This is a genomic window from Massilia sp. YIM B02769 (genome assembly GCF_030411995.1).
In the GTDB taxonomy this organism is placed as follows: Bacteria; Pseudomonadota; Gammaproteobacteria; order Burkholderiales; family Burkholderiaceae_D; genus Telluria.
Genome location: NZ_JASNRC010000009.1, coordinates 1 through 26,459, shown reverse-complemented (window position 1 = coordinate 26,459; position 26,459 = coordinate 1). Strand labels below are relative to the sequence as shown.

Genomic DNA, 26,459 nt, shown 5'->3' with positions numbered 1-26,459 from the left:
TCCGCAAGGAAATATTATGGCCCGATGCCTGCCCGGCCTTGTGCTTAGTCCAGCTTCTCGAGCGATACCAGGAACTTGCCGGCGTTCTGGTAACCGATCACGCGGCTGTCCGCGATCTCCCTGCCAGACTTGTCGAAGAAGATGATCCCCGGCGGCCCGAACAATCCGAAGCGTTTCAGCATCGCCTTGTCGGCGGCATCGTTGGCCGTCACGTCGACCTGCAGCAGCACCGTATTTGCCAGCCTGGCCTGCACCTGCGGGTCGACGAAGGTCAGCTTCTCCATCTCCTTGCAGGACACGCACCAGTCGGCATAGAAGTCGAGCATCGCGGTCTTGCCGCCCAGCTGGGCCAGGGCCGCATCCAGGTCGGCCACGGTCTTCACGCGCGTGAAGTGCAGCGGCTGCTTCTGGGTGCCGGTCAGGTGCGCCAGCGGCGCCAAGGGGTCGCGGCCGCCGCTGGCCACGCCGACCAGCTGCATCGCGCCCAGGATGCCGCATATGGCGCCCAGGGCGAGCGCGGCCCAGTGCCCGCGCCGGCGCAGCAGCCAGGCGCCATAGCCGAGCAGGAGCAGCGCCCACAGCAGCATCTGCACGCCCGGCGGCAGCACCGGCGACACCAGCCACAGCGCCATCGCCAGCATCAGCACGCCGAAGAAGCGCTTCACGGCATCCATCCAGGCGCCGGCCTTCGGCAGCAGCGAGCCGGCCGACACGCCGACCAGCAGCAGCGGAATGCTCATGCCGATCGCCATCGAGAACAGCGCGGCGCCGCCGACCAGCACGTCGCGCGTCTGGCTGATGTAGACCAGAGCGCCGGCCAGCGGCGCGGCAACGCAGGGGCCGACGATCAGGGCCGAGATCGCACCCATGGCGAACACGCCGGCCAGCTTGCCCGAAGCCTGGCGGTTCGAGACGCCGCTCAGGCGCGTCTGCAGCGAGGCCGGCATCTGCAGTTCGTAGTAGCCGAACATCGACATCGCCATGGCCACGATCAGCAGCGCGAAGCTGCCCAGCACCCAGGGATTCTGCAGGGCGGCGGCCAGGCCTTCGCCGATCAGGCCGGCGGCCACGCCGAGCGCGGTGTAGACGATGGCCATGCCCAGCGAATAGGTCAGCGACAGCACCAGGCCGCGCGAGCGTCTTACCTTGCCGCCCTCGCCCACGATGATCGAGGACAGGATCGGCACCATCGGCAGCACGCAGGGTGTGAAGGCCAGGCCCAGGCCGAGCAGGATGAAGGCGGGGACGATGGCGAGCAGGCGGCCGCCCTGCAGGACGGAGTCGATGGCGGAGAGGTCGGATGGGGCGGCGGATGGCGCGGTAGATGTCGCGCTGGAGGCCGCATTGGATGGCGCACCGGCTGCGGCCGGCGCGGCCGTCGCTGGCGGCGTGCCTTCGGTTGGCTGCTGGGCTGCTGGCGGCTGGGCTGCTGGCGGCTGGGCTGCTGTCTGGGCCGGCGTATCGACTGCGGGCGCGCTATCGACCGGCAAGCCGAGGCGTGCAGCCGCCCCGCCCTCGCCTCGCGGCGCCGACGACAGGGCCGCCGGGGCGTTGCCGTTCGCACCGAGGGGAATGCTCGCCTCCGGCGCCGCGCCGCCGGCGGCGGCCAGTTGCGCGCTGTGTTCCTGCGGCGGATAGCACAGGCCCGCATCGGCGCAGCCCTGGCTGGTGGCGTTCAGGGTAAAGGCTCCGCTGCCCTCGACCGGAATGCGGATCGTCACCGCGCCGTGATAGGTCTCGACTTCCTTGCCGAAGGTCTCGTCGAATTTGACTTTCCCGGCCGGGATCTGCGACGCGCCCAGCTTGGCGCCGCGCGCATTGAAGGCGAAGCGCTCGCGGTACATGTAGTAGCCGGGCGCGATGTCGTAGGTGACAACCGCCGTGCGCTCGCCTTCCATGCGCGCCGAGAACTTGAAGGCGACGGCCGGGTCGAGGAAGTCCTCGGCGGCGCGGGCCGGTGCGATCAGCACGGCGACGAGGACGAACAGCAGGGACAGGGCGGCGAGCAGCGACACGCGCACTTCACGAAGACGGAACAGGGACATGACTTCCTTTGGATGACGACAGCGCAGGAATGGTACACCGGAGTGCCTGCCGATGGGTAACACCCGTCGACTCGCGCCGCGTGTTTCGCGCAGGCGAAAAAAAACCAGGCACGCGGCCTGGTTTTTCTTGTCGCTTGACGCGGATATTACTCGGCGGTCGGTGCTTCTTCAGCCGAGGTGACTTCCGGACGGTCCAGCAGCTCGACGTAGGCCATTGGCGCATTGTCGCCCACGCGGAAACCCATTTTCAGGATGCGCAGGTAGCCGCCGTTACGGTTGGCGTAACGTGGGCCCAGTTCGGCGAACAGCTTCTGCACCATTTCGCGGTCGCGCAGGCGGGCGAATGCCAGGCGCTTGTTGGCCAGGGTGTCGGTCTTGCCCAGGGTCAGGATCGGTTCGATGACGCGACGCAGTTCCTTGGCTTTCGGCACGGTGGTCTTGATGGCTTCATGACGCAGCAGCGAGACGGTCATGTTGCGCAGCATGGCGAGACGGTGGGACGAGGTACGGTTCAGCTTACGGAGGCCGTGACGGTGACGCATGGTACTTCCTTTCGAGTGTATAAAGTCCAGTTCTTCGATCGTTCAGGCTTGCGCAGGAACGCGGACCGGTTCATGTGGTTTAAGACTGCCCGGACAACATTGTCCGGGCAGGTAGTACAAATTACTTCTCGAGGCCTGCAGGTGGCCAGTTCTCGAGTTTCATGCCCAGGGTCAAGCCGCGCGAAGCCAGGACTTCCTTGATTTCGTTGAGCGACTTGCGGCCCAGGTTCGGCGTCTTCAGCAGTTCGTTTTCCGAACGCTGGATCAGGTCGCCGATGTAGTAGATGTTTTCTGCTTTCAGGCAGTTCGCCGAACGCACGGTCAGTTCCAGGTCGTCGACCGGACGCAGCAGGATCGGATCGACCAGCGGAGCACGCGATGGTGCTTCGGCGGCGGCTTCCGTGCCTTCCAGTGCGGCGAAGACGTTCAGCTGGTCAACCAGGACGCGTGCCGACTGGCGGATCGCTTCTTCCGGGGTGATGACGCCGTTGGTCTCGATGTTGATGATCAGCTTGTCCAGGTCGGTACGCTGCTCGACGCGCGCCGATTCGACGGCGTACGACACGCGGCGCACTGGCGAGAACGATGCGTCCAGGATGATGCGGCCGATCGTCTTGTTGGTGTCTTCCGACAGGCGACGGACGTTACCTGGCACGTAACCACGGCCCTTCTCGACCTTGATCTGCATGTCCAGCTTGCCACCGGCGGTCAGGTGAGCGATCACGTGGTCCGGGTTGATCAGTTCCACGTCATGCGGCAGATCGATGTCCGATGCCAGCACGGCGCCTTCGCCTTCCTTCTTCAGGGTCAGGGTCACGGAGTCACGGTTGTGCACCTTGAACACGACACCCTTCAGGTTCAGCAGCAGGTCGACGACGTCTTCCTGCACGCCGTCCAGCGACGAGTACTCGTGCACGACACCGGCGATCGTCACTTCGGTCGGCGCGTAGCCGATCATCGACGACAGCAGGACGCGGCGCAGCGCGTTACCCAGCGTGTGGCCATAGCCACGTTCGAACGGCTCCATCACGACTTTTGCGTGACCGGCGCCCAGGGCTTCGACGTCGATGATACGTGGCTTCAACAAACTATTTTGCATGAAATGTCCTCTTCAATACCCTCGGCTCGTTACACCGATAAGGCTGATGGCTTGTAATTGCTGCTTTTGATCTTAAATCGTAGAAGCAGAGACGCCCACTCGCGTAGCGAGCGGGCGAATCTACCGATCCCTACCAGCGATTAACGCGAGTACAGTTCGACGATCAGCGCTTCGTTGACGTCGGCAGCGATCTCGTTACGCTCTGGGAACGAACGGAAGGTGCCTTCCATCTTCTTGCTGTCGACCGAGACCCAGCTCGGCATGCCGACTTGTTCAGCCAGCGACAGGGCTTCGACGATACGCACTTGCTTCTTGGCCTTTTCGCGAACGGCGATGACGTCGCCGGTCTTGACGGCGTACGAAGCGATGTTCACGACGTTACCGTTGACGGTGAAGGCCTTGTGGCTGACCAGCTGGCGCGCTTCGGCGCGGGTCGAGCCGAAGCCCATGCGGTAGGTAACGTTGTCCAGACGCGATTCCAGCAGCTTCAGCAGGGTTTCGCCGGTGTTGCCTTTTTTACGCGATGCTTCGGCGAAGTAGCGACGGAACTGGCGTTCCAGGATGCCGTACATGCGCTTGACCTTCTGCTTTTCACGCAGCTGGTTGCCGTAGTCCGAGGTGCGGGCACCCGACTTGACGCCGTGCTGGCCTGGCTTGACGTCCAGTTTGCACTTCGAGTCGAGCGAGCGGCGTGCGCTCTTCAGGAACAGGTCGGTGCCTTCACGGCGCGACAGTTTTGCTTTTGGTCCGATATAACGTGCCACGTTGAATCCTTTAATGTATTAATCACGCCCCAGAGGCATCGCGAACGATGCGGCAGGCGCTAGTCCGACCCATGAGAGAGCGGACGTGGCTGAAAGAACGCCCCGGACCGAAGTCCGAGGCGAGAATAGCCGGGCAGTATACCCGAATTCGGGCACCTGCACCGGCATATTTGAAACGATGCGTCTTCGACGACGTCGGTCTGCAACAGCAGGGGAACAGATCGGAATCCGCTCCCTCTTCCGTATTTAGATACGACGACGCTTTGGAGGACGGCAGCCGTTGTGCGGAACTGGGGTAACGTCCTGGATCTCGGTGATCTTGATGCCCAGGTTGTTCAGTGCGCGCACAGCCGATTCACGGCCTGGGCCTGGGCCCTTGATGCGCACTTCCAGGTTCTTCACGCCGCTTTCTTGTGCGACCTTGCCGGCTGCTTCAGCAGCGACCTGTGCCGCGAACGGGGTCGATTTACGCGAGCCCTTGAAGCCAGCGCCACCCGACGTCGCCCACGACAGGGCGTTGCCCTGGCGGTCGGTGATCGTGATGATGGTGTTGTTGAACGAAGCGTGGACGTGGGCGATGCCCTCAGCCACGTTCTTCTTGACTTTCTTGCGGACGCGAGCTGCTGCTGCGCTGCTTTGTTGCTTAGCCATGGTCGGTTCCTAGATTATTTCTTCAGCGATTGAGCGGCCTTGCGCGGACCTTTGCGGGTACGTGCATTGGTGCGGGTACGCTGGCCGCGCACTGGCAGACCCTTACGGTGACGCATGCCGCGGTAGCAACCCAGATCCATCAGACGCTTGATGTTCATGGACAGTTCGCGGCGCAGGTCGCCTTCCACGACAAACTTCGCGACTTCGTCACGCAGCTTCTCGAGTTCGTTGTCGTCCAGGTCCTTGACCTTTTTGTTGGTCGCGATACCGGTCGCTTCGCAGATCTTCTGCGAACGTGGACGGCCAACACCGTAGATCGCCGTCAGGCCGATAACAGTGTGCTGATGATTTGGGATGTTAACCCCTGCAATACGTGCCATTCGTTATTCCTCTTAACCTTGACGCTGCTTGTGACGCGGCTCGACGCAGATCACGCGGACCACGCCCTTGCGCTTGATGATCTTGCAGTTGCGGCAGATCCGCTTGACTGAAGCATTAACTTTCATTTTGTACTCTCTTCTGGTGAGTTTACTTAATATTTTTTACTTGGTGCGGAATACGATGCGCGCCCGGGACAAGTCGTACGGCGTCAGTTCGACCGTTACCTTGTCTCCCGGGAGGATGCGGATATAGTTCATCCGCATTTTACCCGAGATATGCCCCAGGACCACATGCCCGTTTTCCAGCTTTACGCGAAATGTCGCATTTGGGAGATTCTCGAGAATCTCGCCTTGCATTTGGATGACGTCGTCTTTTGCCATTCGGTCCATTCCTCCCGCGCTTAACGCGACGGGATTCCGCCCTTGAAGTTAGCCTTGCGCAGCAGCGATTCGTATTGCTGCGACATGACGTAGTTCTGCACTTGTGCCATGAAGTCCATGGTCACCACCACGATAATCAGGAGTGACGTGCCGCCGAAATAGAAAGGAACTTTCGCAAACGACTGCAGGAACTCCGGCACCAGGCACACGACGGTGATATAGACCGCACCGGCCAGGGTCAGGCGCATCAGGATCTTGTCGATGTAGCGCGCGGTCTGCTCGCCCGGACGGATGCCCGGAACAAACGCGCCGCTCTTCTTCAAGTTGTCCGCCGTTTCCTTGCTGTTGAATACCAGCGCGGTGTAGAAGAAGCAGAAGAACACAATCGCCACCGCATACAGCAACGCGTGGATCGGTTCGCCGGTCGTCAGCGAGGCAGCCAGATCCTTCAGGAACCCGATGAAGGGACCGTTGGAATCCTTGCCGCGCGTGTACCAGTCGACGATCGTCGCCGGGAACAGGATGATCGAGGACGCGAAGATCGGCGGGATCACGCCGGCCATGTTCAGCTTCAGGGGCAGGTGGCTGGTTTGGCCACCGTACACCTTGTTGCCGACCTGGCGCTTGGCGTAATTCACGAGGATCTTGCGCTGGCCACGTTCCACGAACACGACTGCAAACGTCACACCAATCACCAGGAGCACGATCAGGATCGCGGTGAAGCTGCCGATCGAACCGTTCGATACCAGGGTGAACAGGCCACCCAGTGCCGACGGCAGGCCAGCGGCGATACCGGCGAAGATGATGATCGAAATGCCGTTGCCCAGGCCACGTTCGGTGATCTGCTCGCCCAGCCACATGAGGAACATGGTGCCGGTCAGCAGCGACACGACCGTGACGAAGCGGAATGCCATGCCAGGTTCGAGCACAAGACCCGGCTGGGCCTCGAGCGCGACGGCGATGCCGAACGCCTGGAACAACGCCAGAGCCACCGTGAAGTAACGGGTGTACTGGGTTATCTTGCGGCGCCCTGCTTCGCCTTCCTTCTTCAGCGCTTCCAGCTGTGGCGAGACGATCGACCCCAGCTGCATGATGATCGAAGCCGAAATGTAGGGCATGATCCCGAGTGCGAACACGGTAAAGCGGGACAAGGCACCACCCGAGAACATGTTGAACATGCCCAGGATGCCGCCTTCGTTCTGCTTGAACAGCGACGCCAGCGCGATCGGGTCAATCCCGGGGACCGGGATGTGAGCACCGATGCGGTACACGACCAATGCGCCAAGCAAAAACCACAGCCGGCCCCAGGGGAATCCGGCGGCGGCGCTTTTACCAAGTTGTGAATTAGTCGCCAATTTTTGCTCCGATCAGGCAGCGATCGCTTTACGCGACCGAACCGCCAGCTGCTTCGATGGCCGCTTTCGCGCCCGCGGTCGCTTTCAGGCCCTTGAGGTTCACCGCTTTGGTGATCTCGCCCGACAGGATGACGCGCACGTCGCGTGCCACCACCGGCAGGATGCCTGCTTGCTTCAGGACCAGGATGTCGACTTCGCCGACGGCCAGGGCGTTCAGGTCCGACAGACGGACTTCAGCCTTGAAGGTGGCGTTGAGCGACTTGAAGCCGCGCTTCGGCAGACGACGCTGCAGAGGCATCTGGCCGCCTTCGAAGCCGACTTTGTGGAAGCCGCCCGAACGCGATTTCTGACCCTTGTGACCGCGACCGGCGGTCTTGCCCAGGCCGGAGCCGATACCGCGGCCGACGCGACGCTTAGCGTGCTTGGCGCCGTCAGCTGGTTGAATGGTATTCAATTCCATTGTTTTCTCCGTTAGGTAAGCCCGAAGGCTTACCCGACTACTTTAACGAGGTACGAGACTTTGTTGATCATGCCGCGCACCGACGGGGTGTCCTGCAACTCGGAGACCGAGTTGACGCGGCGCAGACCCAGACCACGCACGGTAGCGCGGTGGTCTTGACGGGTGCCGATCAGGCCCTTGACCAGTTGTACTTTGATGGTGTTTGCCATTGTCTTCACCTTAGCCGATGATGTCTTCGACCGACTTGCCGCGCTTGGCAGCGATGTCAGCCGGAGTGCTCATTTTTGCCAGACCGTCGAGGGTCGCGCGAACCAGGTTGTACGGGTTCGACGAACCGGTCGACTTGGCGACCACGTCGGTCACGCCCATCACCTCGAAGATGGCGCGCATTGCGCCACCAGCGATCACGCCGGTACCAGGCTTGGCTGGCATCATCATGACGCGCGAGGCGCCGTGACGACCGGAGACGGTGTGGTGCAGGGTACCGTTCTTGAGAGGCACCTTGATCAGGTTGCGGCGGGCTTCTTCCATCGCTTTTTGCACGCCGACTGGAACTTCCTTCGACTTGCCTTTGCCCATGCCGATGCGGCCATCGCCGTCACCGACAACGGTCAGCGCTGCAAAACCCATGATACGACCACCCTTGACCACTTTGGTCACGCGGTTGATCGCGATCATTTTTTCGCGCATGCCATCATCCGGCTTGTCGCTTGCCATTTTCGCTTGCATTTTTGCCATGACGATTCTTCCTTAGAACTTCAGACCGGCTTCACGCGCGGCATCTGCCAGCGCCTTCACACGGCCGTGGTAACGGAAACCCGAACGGTCGAACGCGACTTCGGTGATCCCTGCTTTCAGTGCTTTTTCTGCGACGCGCTTGCCAACCAGGGCAGCGGCGGCGGCGTTGCCGCCGGCGCCCGATTTGCCACCGAGTTCAGCGCGCACTTCTGCTTCCAGCGTCGAAGCCGAAACCAGGACCTTCGCATCCGGGCTGATCAGGTTCGCATAGATGTGCAGGTTGGTGCGGTGAATCGACAGGCGATTCACGCCCAGCTGGGCGATCTTGATGCGGGTTTGGCGTCCGCGACGCAGACGCGATTGTTTCTTGTCCATGTCAGCTCCGATTATTTCTTCTTGGTTTCTTTAAGCTTCACCACTTCGTCCGAATAACGGACACCCTTGCCTTTGTAAGGCTCAGGCGAGCGGTAAGCGCGCACTTCAGCGGCAACCTGGCCGACCTTTTGACGATCGATACCCTTGATCAGGATTTCGGTCGGGGTCGGGGTGACCGCGGTGACGCCTTCCGGCATCGCGTGCAGCACCGGGTGCGAGAAGCCCAGCGACAGGTTCAGGGCGTTGCCCTGCACTGCTGCCTTGTAGCCCACGCCCACCAGGTTCAGCTTCTTCTCGAAGCCCTTGGTGACGCCGGTAACCATGTTGTTGACCAGGGCGCGCAGGGTACCCGACATGGCGTTCGATTCACGCGAATCGTCCACCACGTCGAAGGTCAGCGTGCCGTTGTTGTTTTCTACCTTGACCAGGCCGTTCAGCGGCTGGGTCAGGGTGCCCAGTGGGCCTTTGACCGTGATCGCTGCTGCAGTGATCGCCACTTCGGCGCCTGCTGGTACAGCGATTGGCATCTTAGCTACTCGAGACATGTCTACTCCTTAAGCCACGAAGCAGAGCACTTCGCCGCCGATACCGGTAGCACGTGCTTTGCGATCAGTCATCACGCCCTGTGGGGTCGAGACGATAGCCACGCCCAGGCCGTTCATGACCGACGGGATTTCATCCTTGCCCTTGTAGATGCGCAGGCCAGGACGGGAAACGCGCTCGATGCGCTCGATGACCGGACGGCCGGTGTAATACTTCAAACCGATTTTCAGTTCCGACTTGCCACCTTCGGTGGTGACAGCGAAATCCTCAATGTAACCCTCGTCCTTCAGGACGTTGGCAATGGCAACCTTGACTTTCGACGACGGCATTGCGACCGTGGTCTTCTGGACAGTTTGTGCGTTGCGAATGCGGGTCAGCATATCGGCGATAGGATCGCTCATACTCATTGCTTATTCTCCTATTACCAGCTGGCTTTGGTCATACCCGGAATCTCGCCCTTCATGGCGAATTCGCGGATTTTGGTACGGGCGAGGCCGAACTTACGGAAGGTGCCACGTGGGCGGCCGGTCATGGCGCAGCGGTTACGCTGGCGGGTCGGCGCCGAATTACGTGGCAGGGCCTGCAGCTTCAGGCGCGCTTCGTAACGTTCTTCTTCGGTCTTCGACTGGTCGTCGATGATCGCTTTCAGAGCTGCACGCTTTGCGGCGAATTTCTCCACCAGGTCTGCACGCTTCTGTTCGCGGTTAATCAGTGCAAGTTTTGCCATGCTCTTAGTTCCTGAACGGGAATTTGAAGGCGGCGAGCAGCGCTTTGGCTTCTTCGTCGGTCTTAGCGGTGGTGGTGATCGAGATGTTCATGCCACGCAGCGCGTCGATCTTGTCGTAGTCGATTTCAGGGAAGATGATCTGTTCCTTGACGCCGATGTTGTAGTTGCCACGACCGTCGAACGACTTGCCGTTCACACCGCGGAAGTCACGCACGCGCGGCAGGGCCACGGTGATGAAGCGGTCCAGGAACTCGTACATGCGGTTGCCACGCAGGGTGACCATGGTACCGATCGGGTAGCCTTCGCGGATCTTGAAACCTGCGATTGCCTTGCGCGACTTGGTGGTCACTGGCTTCTGGCCGGCGATCTTGGTCAGGTCGCCCACAGCGTGCTCGAGCACTTTCTTGTCGGCGATCGCTTCACCAACACCCATGTTCAGGGTGATCTTGGTCAGGCGTGGCACTTCCATCACCGACTTGTAGCCGAATTTTTCGGTCAGGTCAGCGACGACTTTGTCTTTGTAGAATTGTTGGAGACGGGCCATGTTCTTACACCTTCACTTCTTCGCCGGAAGACTTGTAGACGCGGACTTTCTTGCCGTCCTGGTCTTTGAAGCCTACGCGGTCAGCCTTGCCGGTCGCGGCGTTGAACAGCGCGACGTTGGAGACGTGAATCGGCATCGCCTTGTCGACGATACCACCTTGGACGCCGGTCATCGGGTTCGGCTTGACGGCCTTCTTGGCCACGTTCACGCCATCGACGATCACGTGTTCGGCGTCGACGCGACGCGAAACCACGCCACGCTTGCCCTTGTCTTTACCGGCCAAAACGATGACTTCGTCGTTTTTACGAATCTTATCCATTGCGACTCCTTACAGTACTTCAGGTGCCAGGGACACGATCTTCATGAACTTTTCAGTGCGCAGTTCGCGGGTCACTGGTCCGAAGATACGGGTGCCGATCGGTTCCAGCTTGGCGTTGAGCAGTACTGCGGCATTGCCGTCGAACTTCACCAGGGAGCCGTCTTGGCGGCGCACACCTTTAGCGGTACGCACAACCACAGCGTTATAAATTTCACCTTTTTTGACGCGACCACGTGGCGCGGCAACCTTGACGGTTACCTTGATGATGTCGCCAATGCTCGCATAACGGCGCTTGGAGCCGCCCAACACCTTGATGCACAAAACTTCTTTTGCGCCGGTGTTGTCGGCTACTTCGAGCCGGCTTTCAGTTTGAATCATAGTATTTTCTTTCCCAACTTAAGCCGAAGAAACCCCACGGAAAACCGTAGGCCTGCGGTCAGTCTTGGTCCCGCCGGCACGCCCCTGCTGGAGCATGACGATTGGGTGATTGGACTTTCCAATAAACTTCGAACAGGCCGCAGTTACCGAGGGGGACAAACTGCGGCAACACATGAACGAAGCCCGCTAGTATCCCAGATACCAGCGGGCCACGCAAGACAAATTTTTAGTGCTTACAGTACCTGTGCAACTTGCACAACACGGGTAACAGTCCACGCTTTCGTCTTCGAGATCGGGCGACCTTCCGAGATCTCGACCGTGTCACCGGTCTTGGCCTGGTTGGTCTCGTCGTGCGCGTGATACTTGTTCGAGCGCACGATGATCTTGCCGTACAGCGGGTGCTTCACGTGACGCTCGATCAGCACGGTGACGGTCTTGTCCATTTTGTCGGACACGACTTTGCCGACCAGCGTACGCTTCAGCGCCGTTTTAGTGGTGTCGTTCATTTGGCTTCCTTCGAGTTCATCACAGTCTTCACACGCGCGATGTCGCGACGTACTTTCTTGAGCTGCGCGGTATTGCCCAGCTGCTGGGTAGCGATTTGCATGCGCAGGCCGAATTGGGCCTTCAGCAGCTCATTCAGCTCCTTTTGCAGCGCTTCCTGGTCCTTGCCGCGGAGTTCCGATGCTTTCATATTCAACTCCTGTTATTGGCCGACCTGGCGCACGACGAACGTGGTAGCCAGTGGCAGTTTGGCAGCGGCCAGGCGGAATGCTTCGCGCGCCAGTTCTTCTGCGACGCCGTCCATCTCGTACAGGACTTTGCCTGGCTGGATTTCAGCGACGTAGTATTCCGGATTACCTTTACCGTTACCCATACGGACTTCGGCCGGCTTGTTCGAGATCGGCTTGTCCGGGAAGATACGGATCCAGATACGACCGCCACGCTTGATGTGACGGGTCATGGCGCGACGTGCCGCCTCGATCTGGCGTGCGGTGATACGGCCGCGGGCAACTGCCTTCAGACCGAATTCGCCGAACGAGACCGCGGTGCCGCGGGTGTGCGAAATGCCGGTGTTACGGCCTTTCTGCTCTTTACGATACTTCCTGCGCGATGGTTGCAGCATGCTTATTCTCCTGCTTTTTCAGCTGGTGCAGCCGCAGCCGGGGTCGCCAGCTTGACGGCTGGACGAGCGCGCACGGTCGGTGCTGCATTACCTGGACGGGCGCCGCCAGCCGGGCGTGGGCCGCGCGATGGCTTGCCATCGTCACGACGTGGGCCGCGTGGCTTCTTCTCGTCCGGCGGGGTGTCGATGACCGGGGCTTCGCCGGTGACCGAACGGTCGCCCTTGTAGACCCAGACCTTGACACCGATGATGCCGTAGGTGGTCGAAGCTTCGCTGGTGCCGTAGTCGATATCGGCGCGCAGGGTGTGCAGAGGCACACGGCCTTCGCGGTACCATTCGGTACGTGCGATTTCGATGCCGTTCAGACGGCCCGACGACATGATCTTGATGCCGACGGCGCCCAGACGCATGGCGTTTTGCATGGCGCGCTTCATCGCGCGGCGGAACATGATGCGCTTTTCCAGCTGCTGCGAGATCGAATCGGCGATCAGCTGCGAATCGATTTCCGGCTTGCGGATTTCTTCGATATTGACGTGCACAGGCACGCCCATGATCTTCGTCAGCGACGACTTCAGCACTTCGATGTCTTCGCCTTTTTTACCGATCACGACACCAGGACGCGACGAGTAGATGGTGAAGCGCGCGTTCTTGGCTGGACGCTCGATGACGATGCGACCGACCGAAGCGTTCTTCAGCTTCTTCTTCAGGAAGGTACGTGCTTCCAGGTCTTCCTTCAGCATGTCGGCGAAGTTGCCGTTGCCAGCGTACCAGCGCGATGCCCAGTTACGGGTGACCGCCAGGCGGAAGCCGGTTGGGTGGATTTTCTGACCCATCGTTTGCTCCTTAGTTACCGACAGTCACGTAGACGTGACAGGATTGTTTCGAAATGCGATCGCCGCGGCCTTTTGCACGAGCAGTGAAGCGCTTCAGGATCGGGCCCTTTTCGACGTAGATCTGAACGACTTTCAGCTCGTCGATGTCGGCGCCATCATTGTGTTCCGCGTTGGCGATTGCCGACTCGAGAACCTTCTTGATGATCGTCGCGCCCTTTTTCGGGCTGAACTGCAGAATGTTGAGTGCTGCGTCAACTTTCTTGCCGCGGATCATGTCGGCCACCAGGCGGCCTTTTTGTTCCGACAGGCGCACGCCTTTGAGGATAGCTTTAGTTTCCATTATTTTTTCGCCTTCTTGTCAGCGGCGTGGCCCTTGAACGTACGGGTCAGCGCGAATTCGCCGAGCTTGTGGCCGACCATGTTCTCCGAGACGTACACCGGCACGTGCAGCTTGCCGTTGTGGACAGCGATCGTCAGACCGATGAAGTCAGGAGTGATCGTCGAGCGGCGCGACCAGGTTTTGACTGGCTTCTTGTCTTTGGTCGCTTGCGCGGTCTCGACTTTTTTCACCAGGTGGGCGTCAACGAACGGCCCTTTTTTCAATGAACGAGTCATGATTTATCCTTATTTCTTGCCGCGGCGCGAGACGATCATCGACGAAGTGCGCTTGTTCGAACGCGTCTTCTTGCCCTTGGTCTGTTGACCCCATGGCGACACCGGATGGCGACCAGCTGCCGTACGGCCTTCACCACCACCGTGCGGGTGGTCGATCGGGTTCATGACCACACCGCGAACGGTAGGACGAACACCGCGCCAGCGCATCGCACCAGCTTTACCGATCTTGCGCAGGCTGTGTTCGGCGTTGCCGACTTCACCCACGGTTGCACGGCATTCGATGTGCACGCGACGGACTTCACCCGAGCGCAGGCGAACCTGGGCGTAGGTGCCTTCACGGGCCATCAGGACGACGCCGGCGCCGGCGGTACGGGCCATCTGGGCACCCTTACCTGGCAGCATTTCGACGCAGTGCATGATGGTACCGATCGGGATGTTGCGGATCGGCAGGCAGTTGCCCGACTTGATCGGCGCTTCCGAACCGTTCATCACGCTGTCGCCGACAGCCATGCCCTTGGTGGCAATGATGTACGCACGGTGACCGTCGGCGTAGCACAGCAGTGCGATGTGCGCGCTACGGTTCGGGTCGTATTCGATACGCTCGACCTTGGCAGGAATGCCGTCCTTCTGGCGCTTGAAGTCGACCAGACGGTAGTGATGCTTGTGGCCACCGCCGATGTGGCGGGTGGTGATGTGACCGTTGTTGTTACGGCCGGCGGTCTTCGATTTCTTTTCAACCAGTGCTGCGAACGGACGGCCCTTGTACAGGTCGCTGTTCACAACTTTCACCATGCCGCGGCGGCCTGGGGAGGTTGGCTTCATCTTAACGAGTGCCATTATTTAGCCTCCTCGACAAAATTGATTTCCTGGCCTGGCTTCAGGCACACGAAAGCGCGCTTGGTGTGGTTGCGACGACCGTTGAAACGGCCCGAACGCTTTTGCTTGCCTTCGCGGTTCACGGTTTGCACCGATTCCACTTCGACCTTGAACAGCAGTTCGACGGCAGCCTTGATTTCTGGCTTGGTCGCGTCAGGCAGGACCTTGAACACGATCTGCTCGTTCTTTTCGGCGATGAAGGTAGCCTTCTCGGAAATGACCGGAGCCAGCAGCACCTTCATCAGGCGCTCTTCGCTGAATTTGATTGCGGTGCTCATGCGTACATCTCCTCGATCTTGGCCAGAGCAGCTTTCGTGACCAGGACTTTTTTGTAGAACACCAGCGACATCGGGTCGGCAGCTTTAGGCTCGACAACCAGCACGTTCGGCAGGTTACGCGAGGCCAGCAGCAGGTTTTCTTCGATGGTGTCGGTGATCACCAGGACCGATTCGAGGCCCATGCCCTGCAGCTTTTGCGACAGCAGCTTGGTCTTCGGTGCTTCGATCGACAGGTTCTCGATGACGACCAGGCGGCCTTCGCGGGCCAGCTGCGAGAAGATCGAGCAGATACCTGCGCGGAACATCTTCTTGTTCACTTTGTGGGTGAAGTTTTCGTCAGGCGAGTTCGGGAAGATACGACCACCGCCGCGCCACAGAGGCGACGACGACATACCAGCACGAGCGCGGCCGGTGCCTTTTTGGCGCCATGGCTTCTTGGTGGTGTGGCTGACTTCTTCACGGTCTTTCTGCTTGCGGTTACCGCTACGTGCGTTGGCAGCGTAGGCGACCACGACCTGGTGAATCAGGGCTTCGTTGTATTCGCGGCCGAAGACTTCATCGGTAGCTGCAACAGCGGCGCCGGCTTGACCTTGCTCATTCAGGAGCTGAAGTTCCATAATTAAGCTCCCTTCTTGGCTTTGACTTTGACGGCTGGCTTGACAACCACTTGGCCGTTCTTGGCGCCAGGAACGGCACCCTTCACCAGCAGCAGTTGACGCTCAGCGTCGATACGCGCGATTTCCAGGTTCTGGGTGGTGACGGTAACGTCGCCCATGTGACCGGTCATGCGCTTGCCAGGGAACACGCGGCCCGGATCCTGCGCCATACCGATGGAGCCAGGAACGTTGTGCGAACGCGAGTTACCGTGGGTCTGACGACCCGACGAGAAGTTGTAACGCTTGATGGTACCGGCGTAGCCCTTACCGATCGAGGTGCCTTGCACGTCGATTTTCTGGCCCACTTCGAACAGCGAAACATTCACGGTGTCGCCGGTTTTGAGTTCGGCGGCTTTGGCGGCTTCGACGCGGAATTCCTTCAGCATCGTACCGGCTTCCACACCAGCTTTGGCGTGGTGACCCGCAACAGCCTTGGTCACGCGGGAAGCGCGACGTTGACCGAATGCGACCTGAACTGCGGCATAGCCGTCGGTTTCAGGAGTTTTGATTTGCGCGACACGGTTGTTCGATACGTCGAGCACGGTGACTGGGATCGAGTCCCCGTCATCCGTGAAGATGCGCATCATGCCAACCTTGCGACCGAGAAGGCCCAGGCTCATTTTTTCTCCATTCCCACCTACGATTGGGCGGGGGTTGTTTAACTACTAGGAAAAAGTACGGATCGAAAAAGACTAATCCATACCGAAGCCGGCTAGTATAGCGCGCAAAGGGGCTTGACGCAACAAGATAATCGGGGGTATGTGAACCCTTGTTGCGCATTTTTCGCAGTAGCGTGGAGAAGAAGGAATCTGGTCTAGCTGACCAGCACAGAAAAGGCACCTTGGCGCCTTTTCTCTGCAGAACCGCGAAGGGTTCCGCGCATGTTTGAAGTGTCTTTGGTGGGCGGTGCAGGATTCGAACCTGCGACCCCTTGGATGTCGACCAAGTATTCTAACCAACTGAACTAACCGCCCGGGGAGCCGCATTATACGAAGGGTTTGAGGAGAATGCAATAGCTGAGTTTGCGGATGTGCGTGGGTGTTGGATCGCGGGCGTCATCGGGGCTGTTGCCTGTACTGTTATTGGCCTGTTGAATCCGCGTGGGCACGGGTGCCCACCCTACGGTCACGGTCATCGGCGAGTTCATACGAAACCCGGACACGCAGCGTGTCGATTGCAACGGACGGTGGATCTCACGAACCCCGGATACCTGACGTGTCCCGTAGGGTGGGCACTCGTGCCCACGCGGATCATGCATACCGGTACAGGCACAGGCAACAGCCCCACGAACGCATGCATATATAACCTTCGAAATCCCTCCCTAAGCCTGCCATAAGCCCCCTTATGTACAATCGTGCAATTAACGCCTATATTGGCTGCCGAGGCGAACACCATCCCGCCCGGCACGCCACGGCGGACTCCACGAACATTCTTCATCCAACTGAAAGGGTTTGTAATGGCAATCAGCTTGCAAAAAGGCGGCAACGTCAACCTCAGCAAGGAAGCACCGAACCTCACCAAGGTCCTCATCGGCCTGGGCTGGGACCCGCGCTCCACCGACGGCGCCGCATTCGACCTCGACGGCAGCGCCTTCATGCTCAAGTCCGACGCCAAGGTGCGCGGCGACGCCGACTTCATCTTCTATAACAACCTGAAGTCCACCGACGGCTCGGTCCTCCACAACGGCGACAACACCACCGGCCAGGGCGACGGCGACGATGAAACCCTGGTCGTCGACCTGACCCGCGTGCCAGCCGACGTCGAGAAGATCTCGTTCTGCGTCACCATCCACGACGCCGAAGCGCGCCGCCAGAACTTCGGCATGATCGGCAAGGCCTTCATCCGCTGCGTCAACGCCGGCACCAACGGCGAGATCGCCCGCTACGACCTGTCGGAAGACAGCTCGACCGAAACCGCGATGATCTTCGGCGAACTGTACCGCGCAGGCGGCGACTGGAAGTTCCGCGCCGTCGGCCAGGGCTACAACGGCGGCCTGGGCCCACTCGCACGCTCGTTCGGCGTCAACGTCTGATTCGACATCCGGACCGGATTGCAGGCATCGTCACCTGATGCCTGCCCTCGCCCCGCCCCTGTGCGGGGCAGCTTTTACCTGCTACAAGAAGGACTTCATGCGCGTCTGGTTCAACCGTACGTTCTCGTCCGTCTACGCCGCGATCGACCTGATCCGCCGCGACGACACCGATGGACGCTTCCACATCGTCCACAGCAATCCCAATCCCCACACGCCGGCCGCACGCCTGGCCCATGCATTCCACTCCGAGCCAACCGGCCTGGAACCCGAACAATACGTCGACTGGTGCCTCGCCTTCTGCCGCGAGCAGCAGATCGACATCTTCGTCCCCGGACGCGAAGCCACCCTGCTGGCCGGCGCCCAGGAACGTTTCGAGGCCATCGGCACGCGCATGCTCAGCACCGCCTCCGCCGAGACCCTGCAATTCATCCACGACAAGGCCCGCTTCTACGAGGAAGCCGTGCTGCCCGAAGCCCCGGTGGCCGAGTTCCGCCGCTTCGAGAACGCCGCCGAATTCGAGGCCGCCTACGACGCCCTGCGCCGCCGCCACGCCAAACTGTGCGTGAAGCCTTCGCATTCGATCTACGGCCTCGGCTTCGCCATCCTCGACGAGACCCGCAGCAGCGCCGAACTGCTGCTGGCCGGCGCCGAATACCATGTCTCGCTGGATGACTTCCGCCGCGCCCTGCCCGCCATGGGCCAGTTCCGCACCATGCTGCTGATGGAATACCTGGACGGACGCGAATACAGCGTCGACTGCGTGGGCGACAACGGGCGCCTGGTGGCGGCCGTGGCGCGCCGCAAGTCGGCGCAATCAGGAAGCGGCCAGCGCATCGACCAGCGCACCGACATCCTCGACGCCACCGCCAGCCTGGCGCGCAGCTACGGCCTGAACGGCTACTTCAACGTGCAGTTCCGCGAAGCCGGCGGCAAAGCACGCCTGCTCGAGATCAACCCGCGCATGTCGGGCGGCATAGCCATGGCCTGCGTGGCCGGCCCCAACCTGCCCTACATCGCCTTGCGCGGCTTTGCCGACGGCTTCGACAAGGTCGCGGTGGCGGAAGTACGCAACGGCATGCGCGTGGGCGAACTGTCGCACGCCGTGGAGCTGGCATGAACGCGCGCAGCGATCCGGGCCTCAGCGCCAAGCGCGGCGCCGACCTGCCGACCGGCCGGCTCGACGTCACGCTCGACAAGGGCGCACACGAACTCGACGACCTGCTCGGCTTTGCCGCGCGCGCCAATGCCAAGCGCGGCTTCCTTTTCCTGAGCAAGGTGCTGGGCAAGCACTGGCCCGTCAAGCCATCGACGATGCTGGCCGTGCACGAGCGCCTGGCAGCCGACGTCCCCGCCAGCGAAGGCCCGGTGCTGTTCATCGCCATGGCCGAAACGGCCATCGGCCTGGGCCAGGGCGTATTCGAAGCCTGGCTGCGCGCGAACCCGGGCCGCGAAGCCCTGTTCGTGCACACCACGCGCTACCGCGTGGGGAGTGGCGACATCATCGAATTCGAGGAAGCGCACAGCCACGCGCCGCGCCAGTTCCTGCACATGCCGGCCGGCGAACATGAACGCGCCCTGCTGCTGGGAGCGCGCAGCATCGTGCTGGTCGACGACGAAGCCAGCACCGGCAACACCTTCGTCAACCTGGCCGCGGCTTGCCGGCGCCTGAACCCGTCCGTCGAACGCGTGCACCTGAGCGTGATCGTGAACTTCATGGGCGCTGCCGCCACCGAAGGTTTGACGGCGCGCTTCGGCATCCCGACCACCATGGGTGCGCTGATCGAAGGCGAATACCGCTTCGCGCCGAATGAGATCCCGGTGGATGCCGCGCCGGCCCAGCGTTACGACGCCGGGGCCGAACGCGGCGCCCATCCCGGTTTCGGCCGCCTGGGCCTGTCACGCGCCCTGCGGTCGCCGCAAGCGCTGGCAGCGCGGCTGGGCGACACCATCGCACCCGATGCGAAGGTGCTGGTACTCGGCACCGGCGAATTCATGCACGCCTCGACCCTGCTCGGCGCGGCACTGGAAGCGCGCGGCCTGGACGTGGTGGTGCAGTCGACCACGCGCTCGCCCATCCTGACCTGGGGCGCCGTGGCGCACGCATTGACCTTCCCCGACAACTACGGCGAAGGCATCGCCAACTACCTGTACAACGTGGCACCCGGCCAGTACGACCAGGTGCTGGTCTGCCACGAGACGCCGCCGAATGCCGCGCTGCGCGATGTCGCCGGCCAGCTCGGCGCGCGCCTGTTCCACTATCATTCCGAGGACCACGTTGAAGAAGTTCCTGTTCGCTGACCTGGACGACACCCTGTTCCAGACCCTGGAAAAATGCGCGGTGCGCGAGAACCTGGAGCCGGCCGCGTATTACGCCAACGGCAGCGTCTGTTCCTTGACCACGCCCGCCCAGCGCGCCTTTTTCGCCTTTGCCAGCGAAGGCATGACGGTGATCCCGACCACGGCGCGCAGCATCGACGCCTTCCGCCGCGTGAACCTGGGTTTCAGCAGCTACGCGATCCTGAATTTCGGCGGCGTGATCCTGCAGCCGGACGGCAGCATCGACAGCGACTGGCAGGCGCGCATGCACGAAAAGATGAGCGCCGCCCTGCCCGGCCTGCAGCAGCTGGGCGCACGCATCAACGCGCACGCCGTGCGCACCGGCTTCAAGGGGCGCGCACGCCTGGTCGAGGATGCCGGCACACCCTTCTTCATCGTCGTCAAGGACCCGGACAAGATCGTGGCCAACCTGACGCCGATCGAGGACGAGGTGGTGCGGCCCTGGATCGCGGACGGCCATGGCGACTACTGCGTGCACCGCAACGGCAACAACCTGGCGATCCTGCCAACCTCGCTCGACAAGGCGAACGCGGTGGCCTACATCGCCGAGCGCCTGCGCCGCGAGCACGCCGACATCATCACCTTCGGCATGGGCGACAGCCGCTCGGATGCGCGCTTCATGGCCGACTGCGACTACGCCATCATCCCGCGGCGCACGCAGCTGTCGAAACTGACCGTGGAGGCGCTGTGAGCTTCTCCGGCAGCTATGCGGGCGCCGACGTCACCTTCTTGCTCAAGCCGCTGCCGCTGGCCGACTTCGTTACGGATGTGGCCGAGAAGGAGCGCCTGATCCAGTCGGGCAAGCGCCACTACAGCGAGATGCTGTCGCCCGAGCGCCTGCCCTCCGCGCGCTACGAAGCCGTATTCGAAGCGGCCTGCGTGGCCAACGGCGAACGCATGGCGCGCGACTGCCTGACCCTGGCCGGCCTGATTGCCGCACGTCGCACCGGGCCCGTGACGCTGGTGTCGCTGGCGCGCGGCGGCACGCCGATTGGCGTGGTCCTCAAGCGCCTGCTCGCGCGCGTGCATGGCCGCGACGCCATCCACTACTCGGTTTCCATCGTGCGCGACCGTGGCATCGACGCCAACGCCCTGCGCCACATCCTGGCCGGGGGCCACGCGCCCGAATCCATCGTCTTCGTCGACGGCTGGACCGGCAAGGGCGTGATCGCACGCGAACTGGCCGCTTCCATCGAGCGCTTCAACGCACGGCACGGCACCGCCATCGACAGCGGCCTGCACGTGCTGTCCGACCTGGCCGGCAGCGCCGCCTGCGCTGCCTCCTGCGAGGATTACCTGATCCCGTCGAGCATCCTGAACGCGACGGTCTCGGGCCTGGTCAGCCGCTCGGTGCTGAACGACGCCATCGGCCCGGACGACTTCCATGGCTGCGTGCTGTACAGCGATTTCGCGCCGCACGACCGCTCGCGCGCCTTTGTCGATGGGGTGGAAGCCCAGGCGCTGGCGCTGGCAGACAGCGCGCCCGCCGAAGCACAGGCGATCGATACGCAAGCCGCCGCCGAACGTTCGCGCGCCTATCTCGCCGCCGCGATGCACGCCTACGGCATCGCCGACGTCAATCTCGTCAAACCCGGCATCGGCGAAGCGACCCGCGTGCTGCTGCGCCGCGCACCGCGCCTGCTGGTGCTGCGCGACGCGCAAGCGGCCGCCACGGCGCACCTGCGCCTGCTAGCCGAAGAAAAAGGGGTGGCGGTCGAGGTCGACCCTGCCCTGCCCTACCAAGCTGTATCCCTGATCAGGAGTGCATCGGATGCATAAATCGATGGGCGCGTCGCTGTACGTGCCGGCCAACCATAAACACCTGCTCGACATCGCCAACGGCGACAAGCTGCCGGGCGCGCGCTCGCTGATCTTCTGCACCGAGGACGCGGTGGCGGACCGCGAACTGAGCTGGGCGCTGTTCAACCTCGCCGTGGTGCTGGAGAACATGCGGCCGGAGGTCACGGCCGACCGTTTTGTACGCGTGCGCAACCCGGACGTGCTGGCGCGCGTGCTGGCCATGAAGGGCGCCCACAAGCTGACCGGCTTCGTGATCCCGAAAGCCACCCGCCACAACCTCGAGGCCTACGTGAAGCTGGTGCGTGGCACCGACCACATGCTGATGCCGACGCTGGAGACGGCCGAGGTGTTCAGCGAAAGCGAAATGGAAGCCTTCCGCGAGCTGCTGCAGTCGCCGGGCATCCGCAAACGCATCCTGGCGCTGCGCATCGGCGGCAACGATTTGCTGGCCCTGCTCGGCCTGCGGCGTCCGCGCGGCATGACGATCTACCGTACGCCGCTGGGCCCGACCATCGCCAGGCTGGTGACCATCTTCCGCCCTTACGGCTTTGCGCTGACGGCGCCGGTGTTCGAGCACCTGGATTTGCCCGAGCTGCTGGACCAGGAAGTGCAGGAAGACCTGGCCTACGGCATGGTCGGCAAGACCGCCATCCACCCGACCCAGATCGCGCCGATCGAGGCCCACTACAAAGTGAAACCGCAAGACCTGGAAGCGGCGCGCGCCATCCTCGACCCGAACAGCCCGGCCGTCTTCAAGATGCACGACTCGATGTGCGAAGTGGCCACGCACCGCGCCTGGGCCGAGCGCATGGTCGCGCAATCGCACCTGTTCGGATCCGATCCCACCGAGGCGCCGGGCTGGCCGGCCGCCTTTATCGAAAAGGAAAACTCATGACGACATTTGCACGCGGCCAGAAAGGCAAGCTGGCGGACCTCGGGCTCGGCGCCCGCTTCCCGGTCGAGATCGACATCAATGCCCCGGGCATGTCGGTCGACGTGTCCTGCTTCGGCCTGGACAGCGCAGATAAACTCTCGGATGACCGCTACATGGTCTTCTACAACCAGCTGGCCAGCCCGGGCGACGCCGTGCGCCTCGCGCTCTCCGGCAGCCGCGCCAGCTTCGACGTGAACCTCGACGCCCTGCCGGGCACGATCGCCAAGCTGGTCTTCGTGGCCGCCATCGACGGCGCCCAGACCATGCGCGCGCTGGGTGCCAGTGCGCTGACCCTGGGCGGCGGCGCGCTGCGCTTCCCGTGGAGCGGCAGCGACTTCGGCGACGAAAAGGCGGTGATCGTGGCGGAGCTGTACCGGCGCGACGGCCAGTGGCGCTTCGGCGCCGTGGGCCAGGGCTTCAATGGCGGGCTGTCGGCGCTGCTGGCGCACTTCGGTGGCACCGAGGCCAAGCCCGCATCGCCGACATCTGCCCCTGCTCCCGCAGCCCCGGCAGCCCCCGCCACGCCAAAAGTCTCGCTCTCGAAGATTACGCTGGAAAAGCGCGGCGACAAAGTCTCGCTCGACAAGGCGGCCGGCCGCGGCTACGGCCGCATTCATGTGAACCTGAACTGGAACCAGTCGTCGATTTCACCGACGCCGGCACCCACGCCCGAAAAAACCGGCTTCCTGGGCCGCATTACTGGCGCGCTGGGTAACGCAGGCCGGCCGCGCCGTCCGGGCGGCGGCATCGACCTGGATCTCGGCTGCATGTTCGAGCTGGCCGACGGCCGCAAGGGCCTGGTGCAGGCGCTCGGCAATGCCTGGGGCGACTACGACGGACTCCCCTACATCAAGCTCGATGCCGACGACCGCACCGGCGCTGCCACCGGCGGCGAAAACCTGTGGATCAACGGCGACCAGTTCGACCAGATCCGCCGCGCCCTGATCTTCTCCTTCATCTACGAAGGCGTGCCGAACTGGTCGGCCACCGACGGCGTGGTGACGGTGGCGGTACCGAACCAGGCGCCGATCGAGGTGAGACTGGACCAGGGCGGGCGCCAGATGATGTGCGCGATCGCCATGATCGAGAACCAGGGCGGACGCCTGCAGGTGACCAAGATGGTCGAGTACTTCGAGCAGCAGGGCCGCACCAGCGCGCACGAGCTGATGGACCAGCGCTTCGGCTTCGGCTTGCGCTGGAAGACCGGCAGCAAGGACTAGCGGTGGACGATACGACACCATCGGAAAGGTCCGGCTTCGGATGGTGACGCCAGGGCCGGAGGGCGCCGCGCCGCTGCGTTTGTCGACGCACGTGGACGCCGCCTTTCTCGACCGTACCCAGCGCGAGCTGGAAACGGTGCTGCATGCCCGGATGTCGGCGGCGTTTGCACGGCGCGCGCTGGCGTGGCGCCCGCGCCCGATGCGGCATGGCACCGCGTTCGCCGAATGGCGCCTGCTGCGCGTGGTCGGCTCGCGCGCCTGGGCGGTCGGCTTGTCCCTGCTGTCGCTTGCCGGCCTGTTCTTCGTACTGGATGCGGCGGCAGGCGCACATCTGTTGGCGAGCCGCGAGGCGGATCTTGCCTTGTGCGTGGCGGGATTGGCCGTCGCCTGGTTTCCCCACCGGCGCTGGGCCGCCTGGGTCGACCGCTATACCGCGCGGCCCCCGCGCAGCGCGATCGCCGGGACGATGGCCCGCATCCATGCGCGCGCCCTGCTGCGGCAGGCGCGCAAGGCCGCGCCGTTCGAAGCGCAATACGCGCTGGACGGAAGCCGGGCTGTTTATGTGCGCATCGGGGATGAACGCCGCGACCTTGTCTGGGAGCGCACGCTGACGGGCTGGCGCCACAGCGGGGAACACTTCACCTTGCTGTTCAAGACGGAAACGGCCGAGACACCCGATTGCCTTCTCCTGCACGCGCCATCCGCCGCCTTCGAGGCCCATCTCGAAGCACACGGCGTCCGGGCCGCGCCGCCCATGTCGGCTTAGATCGGCGGCGCGGCGCGCTTCAGGGCGGCGTCCAGCAACTCCGGCCGGTCCAGGTACAGGAACACATGGGTTGGCGCCGTTTTCTCGCGCTGGTAAGTGCTGATCGTCACCGGTCGGGAATAGCCCGGGCGCAGGCGCAGTACCACGTTCGGCGCGTCGAAAGGCGACATCGTCACCGTGTCGCGCTGGGCCACGCCATGGCGCTTGCACCACTGCTCCGGCTTGTCGCCAATGCTTTCCATGCTCTCGATCGCGCCCAGGGGAATCAGGCCCGACGCGCGCGCGCCGATCGACAGGTCGAGCGCATCGCCGGTGAGCACATGCCCCTTGGCGCCGCGCACCAGCCAGCGGTCGGCCGCCACATACATCAGGATCGACGCCGCGGACAGCAGCGAGCACACGTGCAGGATGCTGCGAACCTGTGGGTTGTCGATGAAGAGCGAGGCAATCGCGGCGTCGATCGGCAGTTCGATGCAGGCGCAGAAGACGGCAATTGCCAGCACGGTCGAGTAAGAACCACGTTCCGTATAGGTCAGCACGGTGCCGGCTGGACGCGGCGCGTGCGGCTTGCGGCGCATCCAGGCGAAAAAGGCCTGGCGCATCGCGCGATCGAGCCGGTACAGGGCCAGGAACTCGGGCGGAAACGCGGCGCCCACACGCTCGCTCCACGGCGTACCCGTGCGCGACGCGCGGCGCATGCGCTGTTTGAAATCGGGAATGCCGGCCAGGTCCTTGGCCACGATCAGCAGCAGCGGCAGCACGAACAGCGGCTTGTCGAGGAAGGGCTGGAGCGCGGCGGGAAGGACGATCATCGCCAGGCGCCCGAAGATGAAGACGAGGTAGGCATAACCCAGCATCCGCCACCAGTTGGTGTCCTGCAGCCAGGTGATTTTTTCGGCGAAAACGCGTTCTACTGCTCCCTGCCCGTCCATGTCGTTCTCCGTGCGTGTCAAGAAATCATTGCATGAAGCTTAACACGCTTGGCGTTCGGCAATGTGGCGAGCCGGAAAAGCATCGGGGCCGGAAAGTGCCGCCTTTCGGCGGACCCTTCCGGCCCCGATTATTTGTCACTGGCAGATTATTCCACCAGCGGCGAAATCGCGATTACTGCAGTTTGATTTCGACGTCGACGCCAGCTGGCAGGTCCAGCTTCATCAGTGCGTCAACGGTCTTGTCGGTAGGATCGACGATGTCCATCAGGCGCTGGTGCGTACGGATTTCGAACTGGTCGCGCGAGGTCTTGTTGACGTGCGGCGAACGCAGGATGTCGAAACGCTGAATGCGGGTTGGCAGTGGAACCGGGCCCTTGACCACAGCGCCGGTGCGCTTGGCGGTGTCGACGATTTCCAGTGCGGACTGGTCGATCAGCTTGTAGTCGAACGCTTTCAGGCGGATGCGGATTTTCTGGTTTGGAGCGGACATGCGATTTCCTTAGAAAAGAGCGAACCGGTTTGAGGCCGGCAATGATTTGTCAGGTACTACGATGCTGCAAAGGAGCGGAAGTATATCACCGTTCCGGGATGAAGCAGAGGGGCAGAACCGAAGTTCTGCCCCTCTTGTTGTGCCGGCGGGACGTTCATCCCACCGGCAGATCAAACGCTAATTAGGCGATGATCTTGGCAACCACGCCGGCGCCGACGGTACGGCCGCCTTCGCGGATTGCGAAGCGCAGGCCTTCTTCCATC

Annotated in this window: 39 protein-coding genes, 1 tRNA gene and 1 pseudogene; 8 read left to right on the top strand and 33 right to left on the bottom strand. The window is 62.4% G+C overall.

The window, feature by feature from the left end:
• Window positions 1–44 precede the first annotated feature (44 nt).
• The 30 genes from dsbD to QPK31_RS15295 all read right to left on the bottom strand — a co-directional run bounded on the left by dsbD (window position 45) and on the right by QPK31_RS15295 (window position 16,659).
• A complete protein-coding gene (gene dsbD, locus QPK31_RS15440) occupies window positions 45–2,045 on the bottom strand; it encodes a protein-disulfide reductase DsbD (protein ID WP_290423804.1) in 2,001 nt (666 codons plus the stop codon).
• Between the two features lie 146 nt (window positions 2,046–2,191).
• Window positions 2,192–2,587: a 50S ribosomal protein L17 gene (rplQ, locus tag QPK31_RS15435; protein WP_005663400.1), complete on the bottom strand. Its 396-nt coding sequence runs from the start codon at window positions 2,585–2,587 to the stop codon at window positions 2,192–2,194.
• Window positions 2,588–2,708: 121 nt separating this feature from the next.
• On the bottom strand, window positions 2,709–3,686 hold the full coding sequence (locus tag QPK31_RS15430; RefSeq protein WP_026354946.1) for a DNA-directed RNA polymerase subunit alpha: 978 nt from the start codon (window positions 3,684–3,686) through the stop codon (window positions 2,709–2,711).
• Between the two features lie 140 nt (window positions 3,687–3,826).
• Window positions 3,827–4,450 carry a 30S ribosomal protein S4 gene (gene rpsD, locus QPK31_RS15425; RefSeq protein ID WP_290423803.1) on the bottom strand — a complete coding sequence of 208 codons (624 nt, stop codon included), beginning with the start codon at window positions 4,448–4,450 and terminating at the stop codon, window positions 3,827–3,829.
• Window positions 4,451–4,696: 246 nt separating this feature from the next.
• Window positions 4,697–5,101: a 30S ribosomal protein S11 gene (gene rpsK, locus QPK31_RS15420; protein WP_005663404.1), complete on the bottom strand. Its 405-nt coding sequence runs from the start codon at window positions 5,099–5,101 to the stop codon at window positions 4,697–4,699.
• Window positions 5,102–5,115: 14 nt separating this feature from the next.
• Entirely contained in the window at window positions 5,116–5,481 is a 366-nt protein-coding gene (gene rpsM, locus QPK31_RS15415; RefSeq protein WP_229437761.1) for a 30S ribosomal protein S13, read from the bottom strand.
• Window positions 5,482–5,493: 12 nt separating this feature from the next.
• On the bottom strand, window positions 5,494–5,607 hold the full coding sequence (gene rpmJ / locus QPK31_RS15410) for a 50S ribosomal protein L36 (protein ID WP_005663407.1): 114 nt from the start codon (window positions 5,605–5,607) through the stop codon (window positions 5,494–5,496).
• Between the two features lie 36 nt (window positions 5,608–5,643).
• The gene (infA, locus tag QPK31_RS15405; RefSeq protein WP_005663428.1) at window positions 5,644–5,862 is read right to left on the bottom strand and encodes a translation initiation factor IF-1; all 219 of its coding nucleotides are present in this window, start codon (window positions 5,860–5,862) and stop codon (window positions 5,644–5,646) included.
• Window positions 5,863–5,882: 20 nt separating this feature from the next.
• The gene (gene secY / locus QPK31_RS15400; protein WP_290423802.1) at window positions 5,883–7,217 is read right to left on the bottom strand and encodes a preprotein translocase subunit SecY; all 1,335 of its coding nucleotides are present in this window, start codon (window positions 7,215–7,217) and stop codon (window positions 5,883–5,885) included.
• A 28-nt stretch (window positions 7,218–7,245) separates the two neighbouring features.
• On the bottom strand, window positions 7,246–7,677 hold the full coding sequence (rplO, locus tag QPK31_RS15395) for a 50S ribosomal protein L15 (protein WP_290423801.1): 432 nt from the start codon (window positions 7,675–7,677) through the stop codon (window positions 7,246–7,248).
• Between the two features lie 29 nt (window positions 7,678–7,706).
• On the bottom strand, window positions 7,707–7,886 hold the full coding sequence (gene rpmD / locus QPK31_RS15390) for a 50S ribosomal protein L30 (RefSeq protein ID WP_056337609.1): 180 nt from the start codon (window positions 7,884–7,886) through the stop codon (window positions 7,707–7,709).
• A 10-nt stretch (window positions 7,887–7,896) separates the two neighbouring features.
• Complete coding sequence (gene rpsE / locus QPK31_RS15385) at window positions 7,897–8,415, bottom strand: 30S ribosomal protein S5 (RefSeq protein ID WP_290423800.1); 519 nt, start codon at window positions 8,413–8,415, stop codon at window positions 7,897–7,899.
• A gap of 12 nt (window positions 8,416–8,427) precedes the next feature.
• Window positions 8,428–8,790: a 50S ribosomal protein L18 gene (rplR, locus tag QPK31_RS15380; RefSeq protein WP_229437765.1), complete on the bottom strand. Its 363-nt coding sequence runs from the start codon at window positions 8,788–8,790 to the stop codon at window positions 8,428–8,430.
• Window positions 8,791–8,801: 11 nt separating this feature from the next.
• The gene (rplF, locus tag QPK31_RS15375; RefSeq protein WP_290423799.1) at window positions 8,802–9,335 is read right to left on the bottom strand and encodes a 50S ribosomal protein L6; all 534 of its coding nucleotides are present in this window, start codon (window positions 9,333–9,335) and stop codon (window positions 8,802–8,804) included.
• Window positions 9,336–9,344: 9 nt separating this feature from the next.
• Entirely contained in the window at window positions 9,345–9,740 is a 396-nt protein-coding gene (gene rpsH, locus QPK31_RS15370) for a 30S ribosomal protein S8 (RefSeq protein ID WP_290423798.1), read from the bottom strand.
• 14 nt (window positions 9,741–9,754) lie between these two features.
• A complete protein-coding gene (rpsN, locus tag QPK31_RS15365) occupies window positions 9,755–10,060 on the bottom strand; it encodes a 30S ribosomal protein S14 (protein ID WP_141835681.1) in 306 nt (101 codons plus the stop codon).
• Window positions 10,061–10,064: 4 nt separating this feature from the next.
• Complete coding sequence (gene rplE, locus QPK31_RS15360) at window positions 10,065–10,604, bottom strand: 50S ribosomal protein L5 (RefSeq protein WP_290423797.1); 540 nt, start codon at window positions 10,602–10,604, stop codon at window positions 10,065–10,067.
• Between the two features lie 4 nt (window positions 10,605–10,608).
• Window positions 10,609–10,923: a 50S ribosomal protein L24 gene (gene rplX, locus QPK31_RS15355; RefSeq protein WP_136219936.1), complete on the bottom strand. Its 315-nt coding sequence runs from the start codon at window positions 10,921–10,923 to the stop codon at window positions 10,609–10,611.
• 9 nt (window positions 10,924–10,932) lie between these two features.
• On the bottom strand, window positions 10,933–11,301 hold the full coding sequence (rplN, locus tag QPK31_RS15350) for a 50S ribosomal protein L14 (protein ID WP_005663451.1): 369 nt from the start codon (window positions 11,299–11,301) through the stop codon (window positions 10,933–10,935).
• Window positions 11,302–11,534: 233 nt separating this feature from the next.
• Window positions 11,535–11,807: a 30S ribosomal protein S17 gene (gene rpsQ, locus QPK31_RS15345; RefSeq protein WP_229437767.1), complete on the bottom strand. Its 273-nt coding sequence runs from the start codon at window positions 11,805–11,807 to the stop codon at window positions 11,535–11,537.
• Entirely contained in the window at window positions 11,804–11,995 is a 192-nt protein-coding gene (rpmC, locus tag QPK31_RS15340; RefSeq protein ID WP_027867254.1) for a 50S ribosomal protein L29, read from the bottom strand. The genes rpsQ and rpmC overlap by 4 nt, the downstream gene beginning before the upstream one ends.
• A gap of 12 nt (window positions 11,996–12,007) precedes the next feature.
• A complete protein-coding gene (rplP, locus tag QPK31_RS15335) occupies window positions 12,008–12,427 on the bottom strand; it encodes a 50S ribosomal protein L16 (protein ID WP_005663456.1) in 420 nt (139 codons plus the stop codon).
• A 2-nt stretch (window positions 12,428–12,429) separates the two neighbouring features.
• Window positions 12,430–13,260 (bottom strand): 30S ribosomal protein S3, encoded by an 831-nt coding sequence (rpsC, locus tag QPK31_RS15330; RefSeq protein ID WP_229437768.1) that lies wholly within the window; start codon window positions 13,258–13,260, stop codon window positions 12,430–12,432.
• A 10-nt stretch (window positions 13,261–13,270) separates the two neighbouring features.
• The gene (gene rplV, locus QPK31_RS15325) at window positions 13,271–13,603 is read right to left on the bottom strand and encodes a 50S ribosomal protein L22 (protein ID WP_210735950.1); all 333 of its coding nucleotides are present in this window, start codon (window positions 13,601–13,603) and stop codon (window positions 13,271–13,273) included.
• Window positions 13,600–13,875, bottom strand: a complete 276-nt coding sequence (gene rpsS, locus QPK31_RS15320; protein ID WP_229437769.1) for a 30S ribosomal protein S19 — start codon at window positions 13,873–13,875, stop codon at window positions 13,600–13,602. Before rpsS ends, rplV begins: the two co-directional genes overlap by 4 nt.
• A gap of 9 nt (window positions 13,876–13,884) precedes the next feature.
• Window positions 13,885–14,712, bottom strand: coding sequence for a 50S ribosomal protein L2 (gene rplB / locus QPK31_RS15315; protein ID WP_290423796.1), 828 nt, complete (start codon window positions 14,710–14,712; stop codon window positions 13,885–13,887).
• Entirely contained in the window at window positions 14,712–15,029 is a 318-nt protein-coding gene (rplW, locus tag QPK31_RS15310) for a 50S ribosomal protein L23 (protein WP_229437771.1), read from the bottom strand. Before rplW ends, rplB begins: the two co-directional genes overlap by 1 nt.
• Entirely contained in the window at window positions 15,026–15,646 is a 621-nt protein-coding gene (gene rplD, locus QPK31_RS15305) for a 50S ribosomal protein L4 (RefSeq protein WP_229437772.1), read from the bottom strand. The genes rplW and rplD overlap by 4 nt, the downstream gene beginning before the upstream one ends.
• Before the next feature lie 2 nt (window positions 15,647–15,648).
• Window positions 15,649–16,305 carry a 50S ribosomal protein L3 gene (gene rplC / locus QPK31_RS15300; RefSeq protein ID WP_229437773.1) on the bottom strand — a complete coding sequence of 219 codons (657 nt, stop codon included), beginning with the start codon at window positions 16,303–16,305 and terminating at the stop codon, window positions 15,649–15,651.
• Window positions 16,306–16,582: 277 nt separating this feature from the next.
• Window positions 16,583–16,659, bottom strand: a tRNA-Val gene (locus QPK31_RS15295).
• A gap of 482 nt (window positions 16,660–17,141) precedes the next feature.
• On the opposite strand from QPK31_RS15295, the gene QPK31_RS15290 reads away from it, so the two are divergent.
• The 8 genes from QPK31_RS15290 (at window position 17,142) to QPK31_RS15255 (ending at window position 24,774) form a co-directional block, all read left to right on the top strand.
• On the top strand, window positions 17,142–17,717 hold the full coding sequence (locus tag QPK31_RS15290) for a TerD family protein (RefSeq protein WP_290423795.1): 576 nt from the start codon (window positions 17,142–17,144) through the stop codon (window positions 17,715–17,717).
• A gap of 37 nt (window positions 17,718–17,754) precedes the next feature.
• Window positions 17,755–18,834 carry an ATP-grasp domain-containing protein gene (locus QPK31_RS15285; protein ID WP_308633799.1) on the top strand — a complete coding sequence of 360 codons (1,080 nt, stop codon included), beginning with the start codon at window positions 17,755–17,757 and terminating at the stop codon, window positions 18,832–18,834.
• On the top strand, window positions 18,831–20,015 hold the full coding sequence (locus QPK31_RS15280) for a phosphoribosyltransferase domain-containing protein (RefSeq protein WP_290423794.1): 1,185 nt from the start codon (window positions 18,831–18,833) through the stop codon (window positions 20,013–20,015). The genes QPK31_RS15285 and QPK31_RS15280 overlap by 4 nt, the downstream gene beginning before the upstream one ends.
• Window positions 19,993–20,745 carry an HAD hydrolase family protein gene (locus tag QPK31_RS15275; protein WP_290423793.1) on the top strand — a complete coding sequence of 251 codons (753 nt, stop codon included), beginning with the start codon at window positions 19,993–19,995 and terminating at the stop codon, window positions 20,743–20,745. Before QPK31_RS15280 ends, QPK31_RS15275 begins: the two co-directional genes overlap by 23 nt.
• The gene (locus QPK31_RS15270; protein WP_290423792.1) at window positions 20,742–21,833 is read left to right on the top strand and encodes a cysteine protease StiP family protein; all 1,092 of its coding nucleotides are present in this window, start codon (window positions 20,742–20,744) and stop codon (window positions 21,831–21,833) included. The genes QPK31_RS15275 and QPK31_RS15270 overlap by 4 nt, the downstream gene beginning before the upstream one ends.
• Window positions 21,826–22,749, top strand: a complete 924-nt coding sequence (locus QPK31_RS15265) for an HpcH/HpaI aldolase/citrate lyase family protein (RefSeq protein WP_290423791.1) — start codon at window positions 21,826–21,828, stop codon at window positions 22,747–22,749. Before QPK31_RS15270 ends, QPK31_RS15265 begins: the two co-directional genes overlap by 8 nt.
• A complete protein-coding gene (locus tag QPK31_RS15260) occupies window positions 22,746–24,008 on the top strand; it encodes a TerD family protein (protein ID WP_290423790.1) in 1,263 nt (420 codons plus the stop codon). The genes QPK31_RS15265 and QPK31_RS15260 overlap by 4 nt, the downstream gene beginning before the upstream one ends.
• Window positions 24,009–24,099: 91 nt before the next feature.
• The gene (locus QPK31_RS15255) at window positions 24,100–24,774 is read left to right on the top strand and encodes a hypothetical protein (protein ID WP_290423789.1); all 675 of its coding nucleotides are present in this window, start codon (window positions 24,100–24,102) and stop codon (window positions 24,772–24,774) included.
• Here the strand turns inward: QPK31_RS15255 and QPK31_RS15250 are convergent.
• From QPK31_RS15250 to QPK31_RS15240, 3 genes and pseudogenes are all read right to left on the bottom strand, one after another.
• Complete coding sequence (locus tag QPK31_RS15250) at window positions 24,771–25,706, bottom strand: hypothetical protein (protein ID WP_290423788.1); 936 nt, start codon at window positions 25,704–25,706, stop codon at window positions 24,771–24,773. The genes QPK31_RS15255 and QPK31_RS15250 overlap by 4 nt on opposite strands.
• Window positions 25,707–25,878: 172 nt before the next feature.
• Window positions 25,879–26,196 carry a 30S ribosomal protein S10 gene (gene rpsJ / locus QPK31_RS15245; RefSeq protein ID WP_036209000.1) on the bottom strand — a complete coding sequence of 106 codons (318 nt, stop codon included), beginning with the start codon at window positions 26,194–26,196 and terminating at the stop codon, window positions 25,879–25,881.
• A 181-nt stretch (window positions 26,197–26,377) separates the two neighbouring features.
• Window positions 26,378–26,459 (bottom strand): annotated as a pseudogene (locus QPK31_RS15240) (elongation factor Tu); the annotation flags it as partial.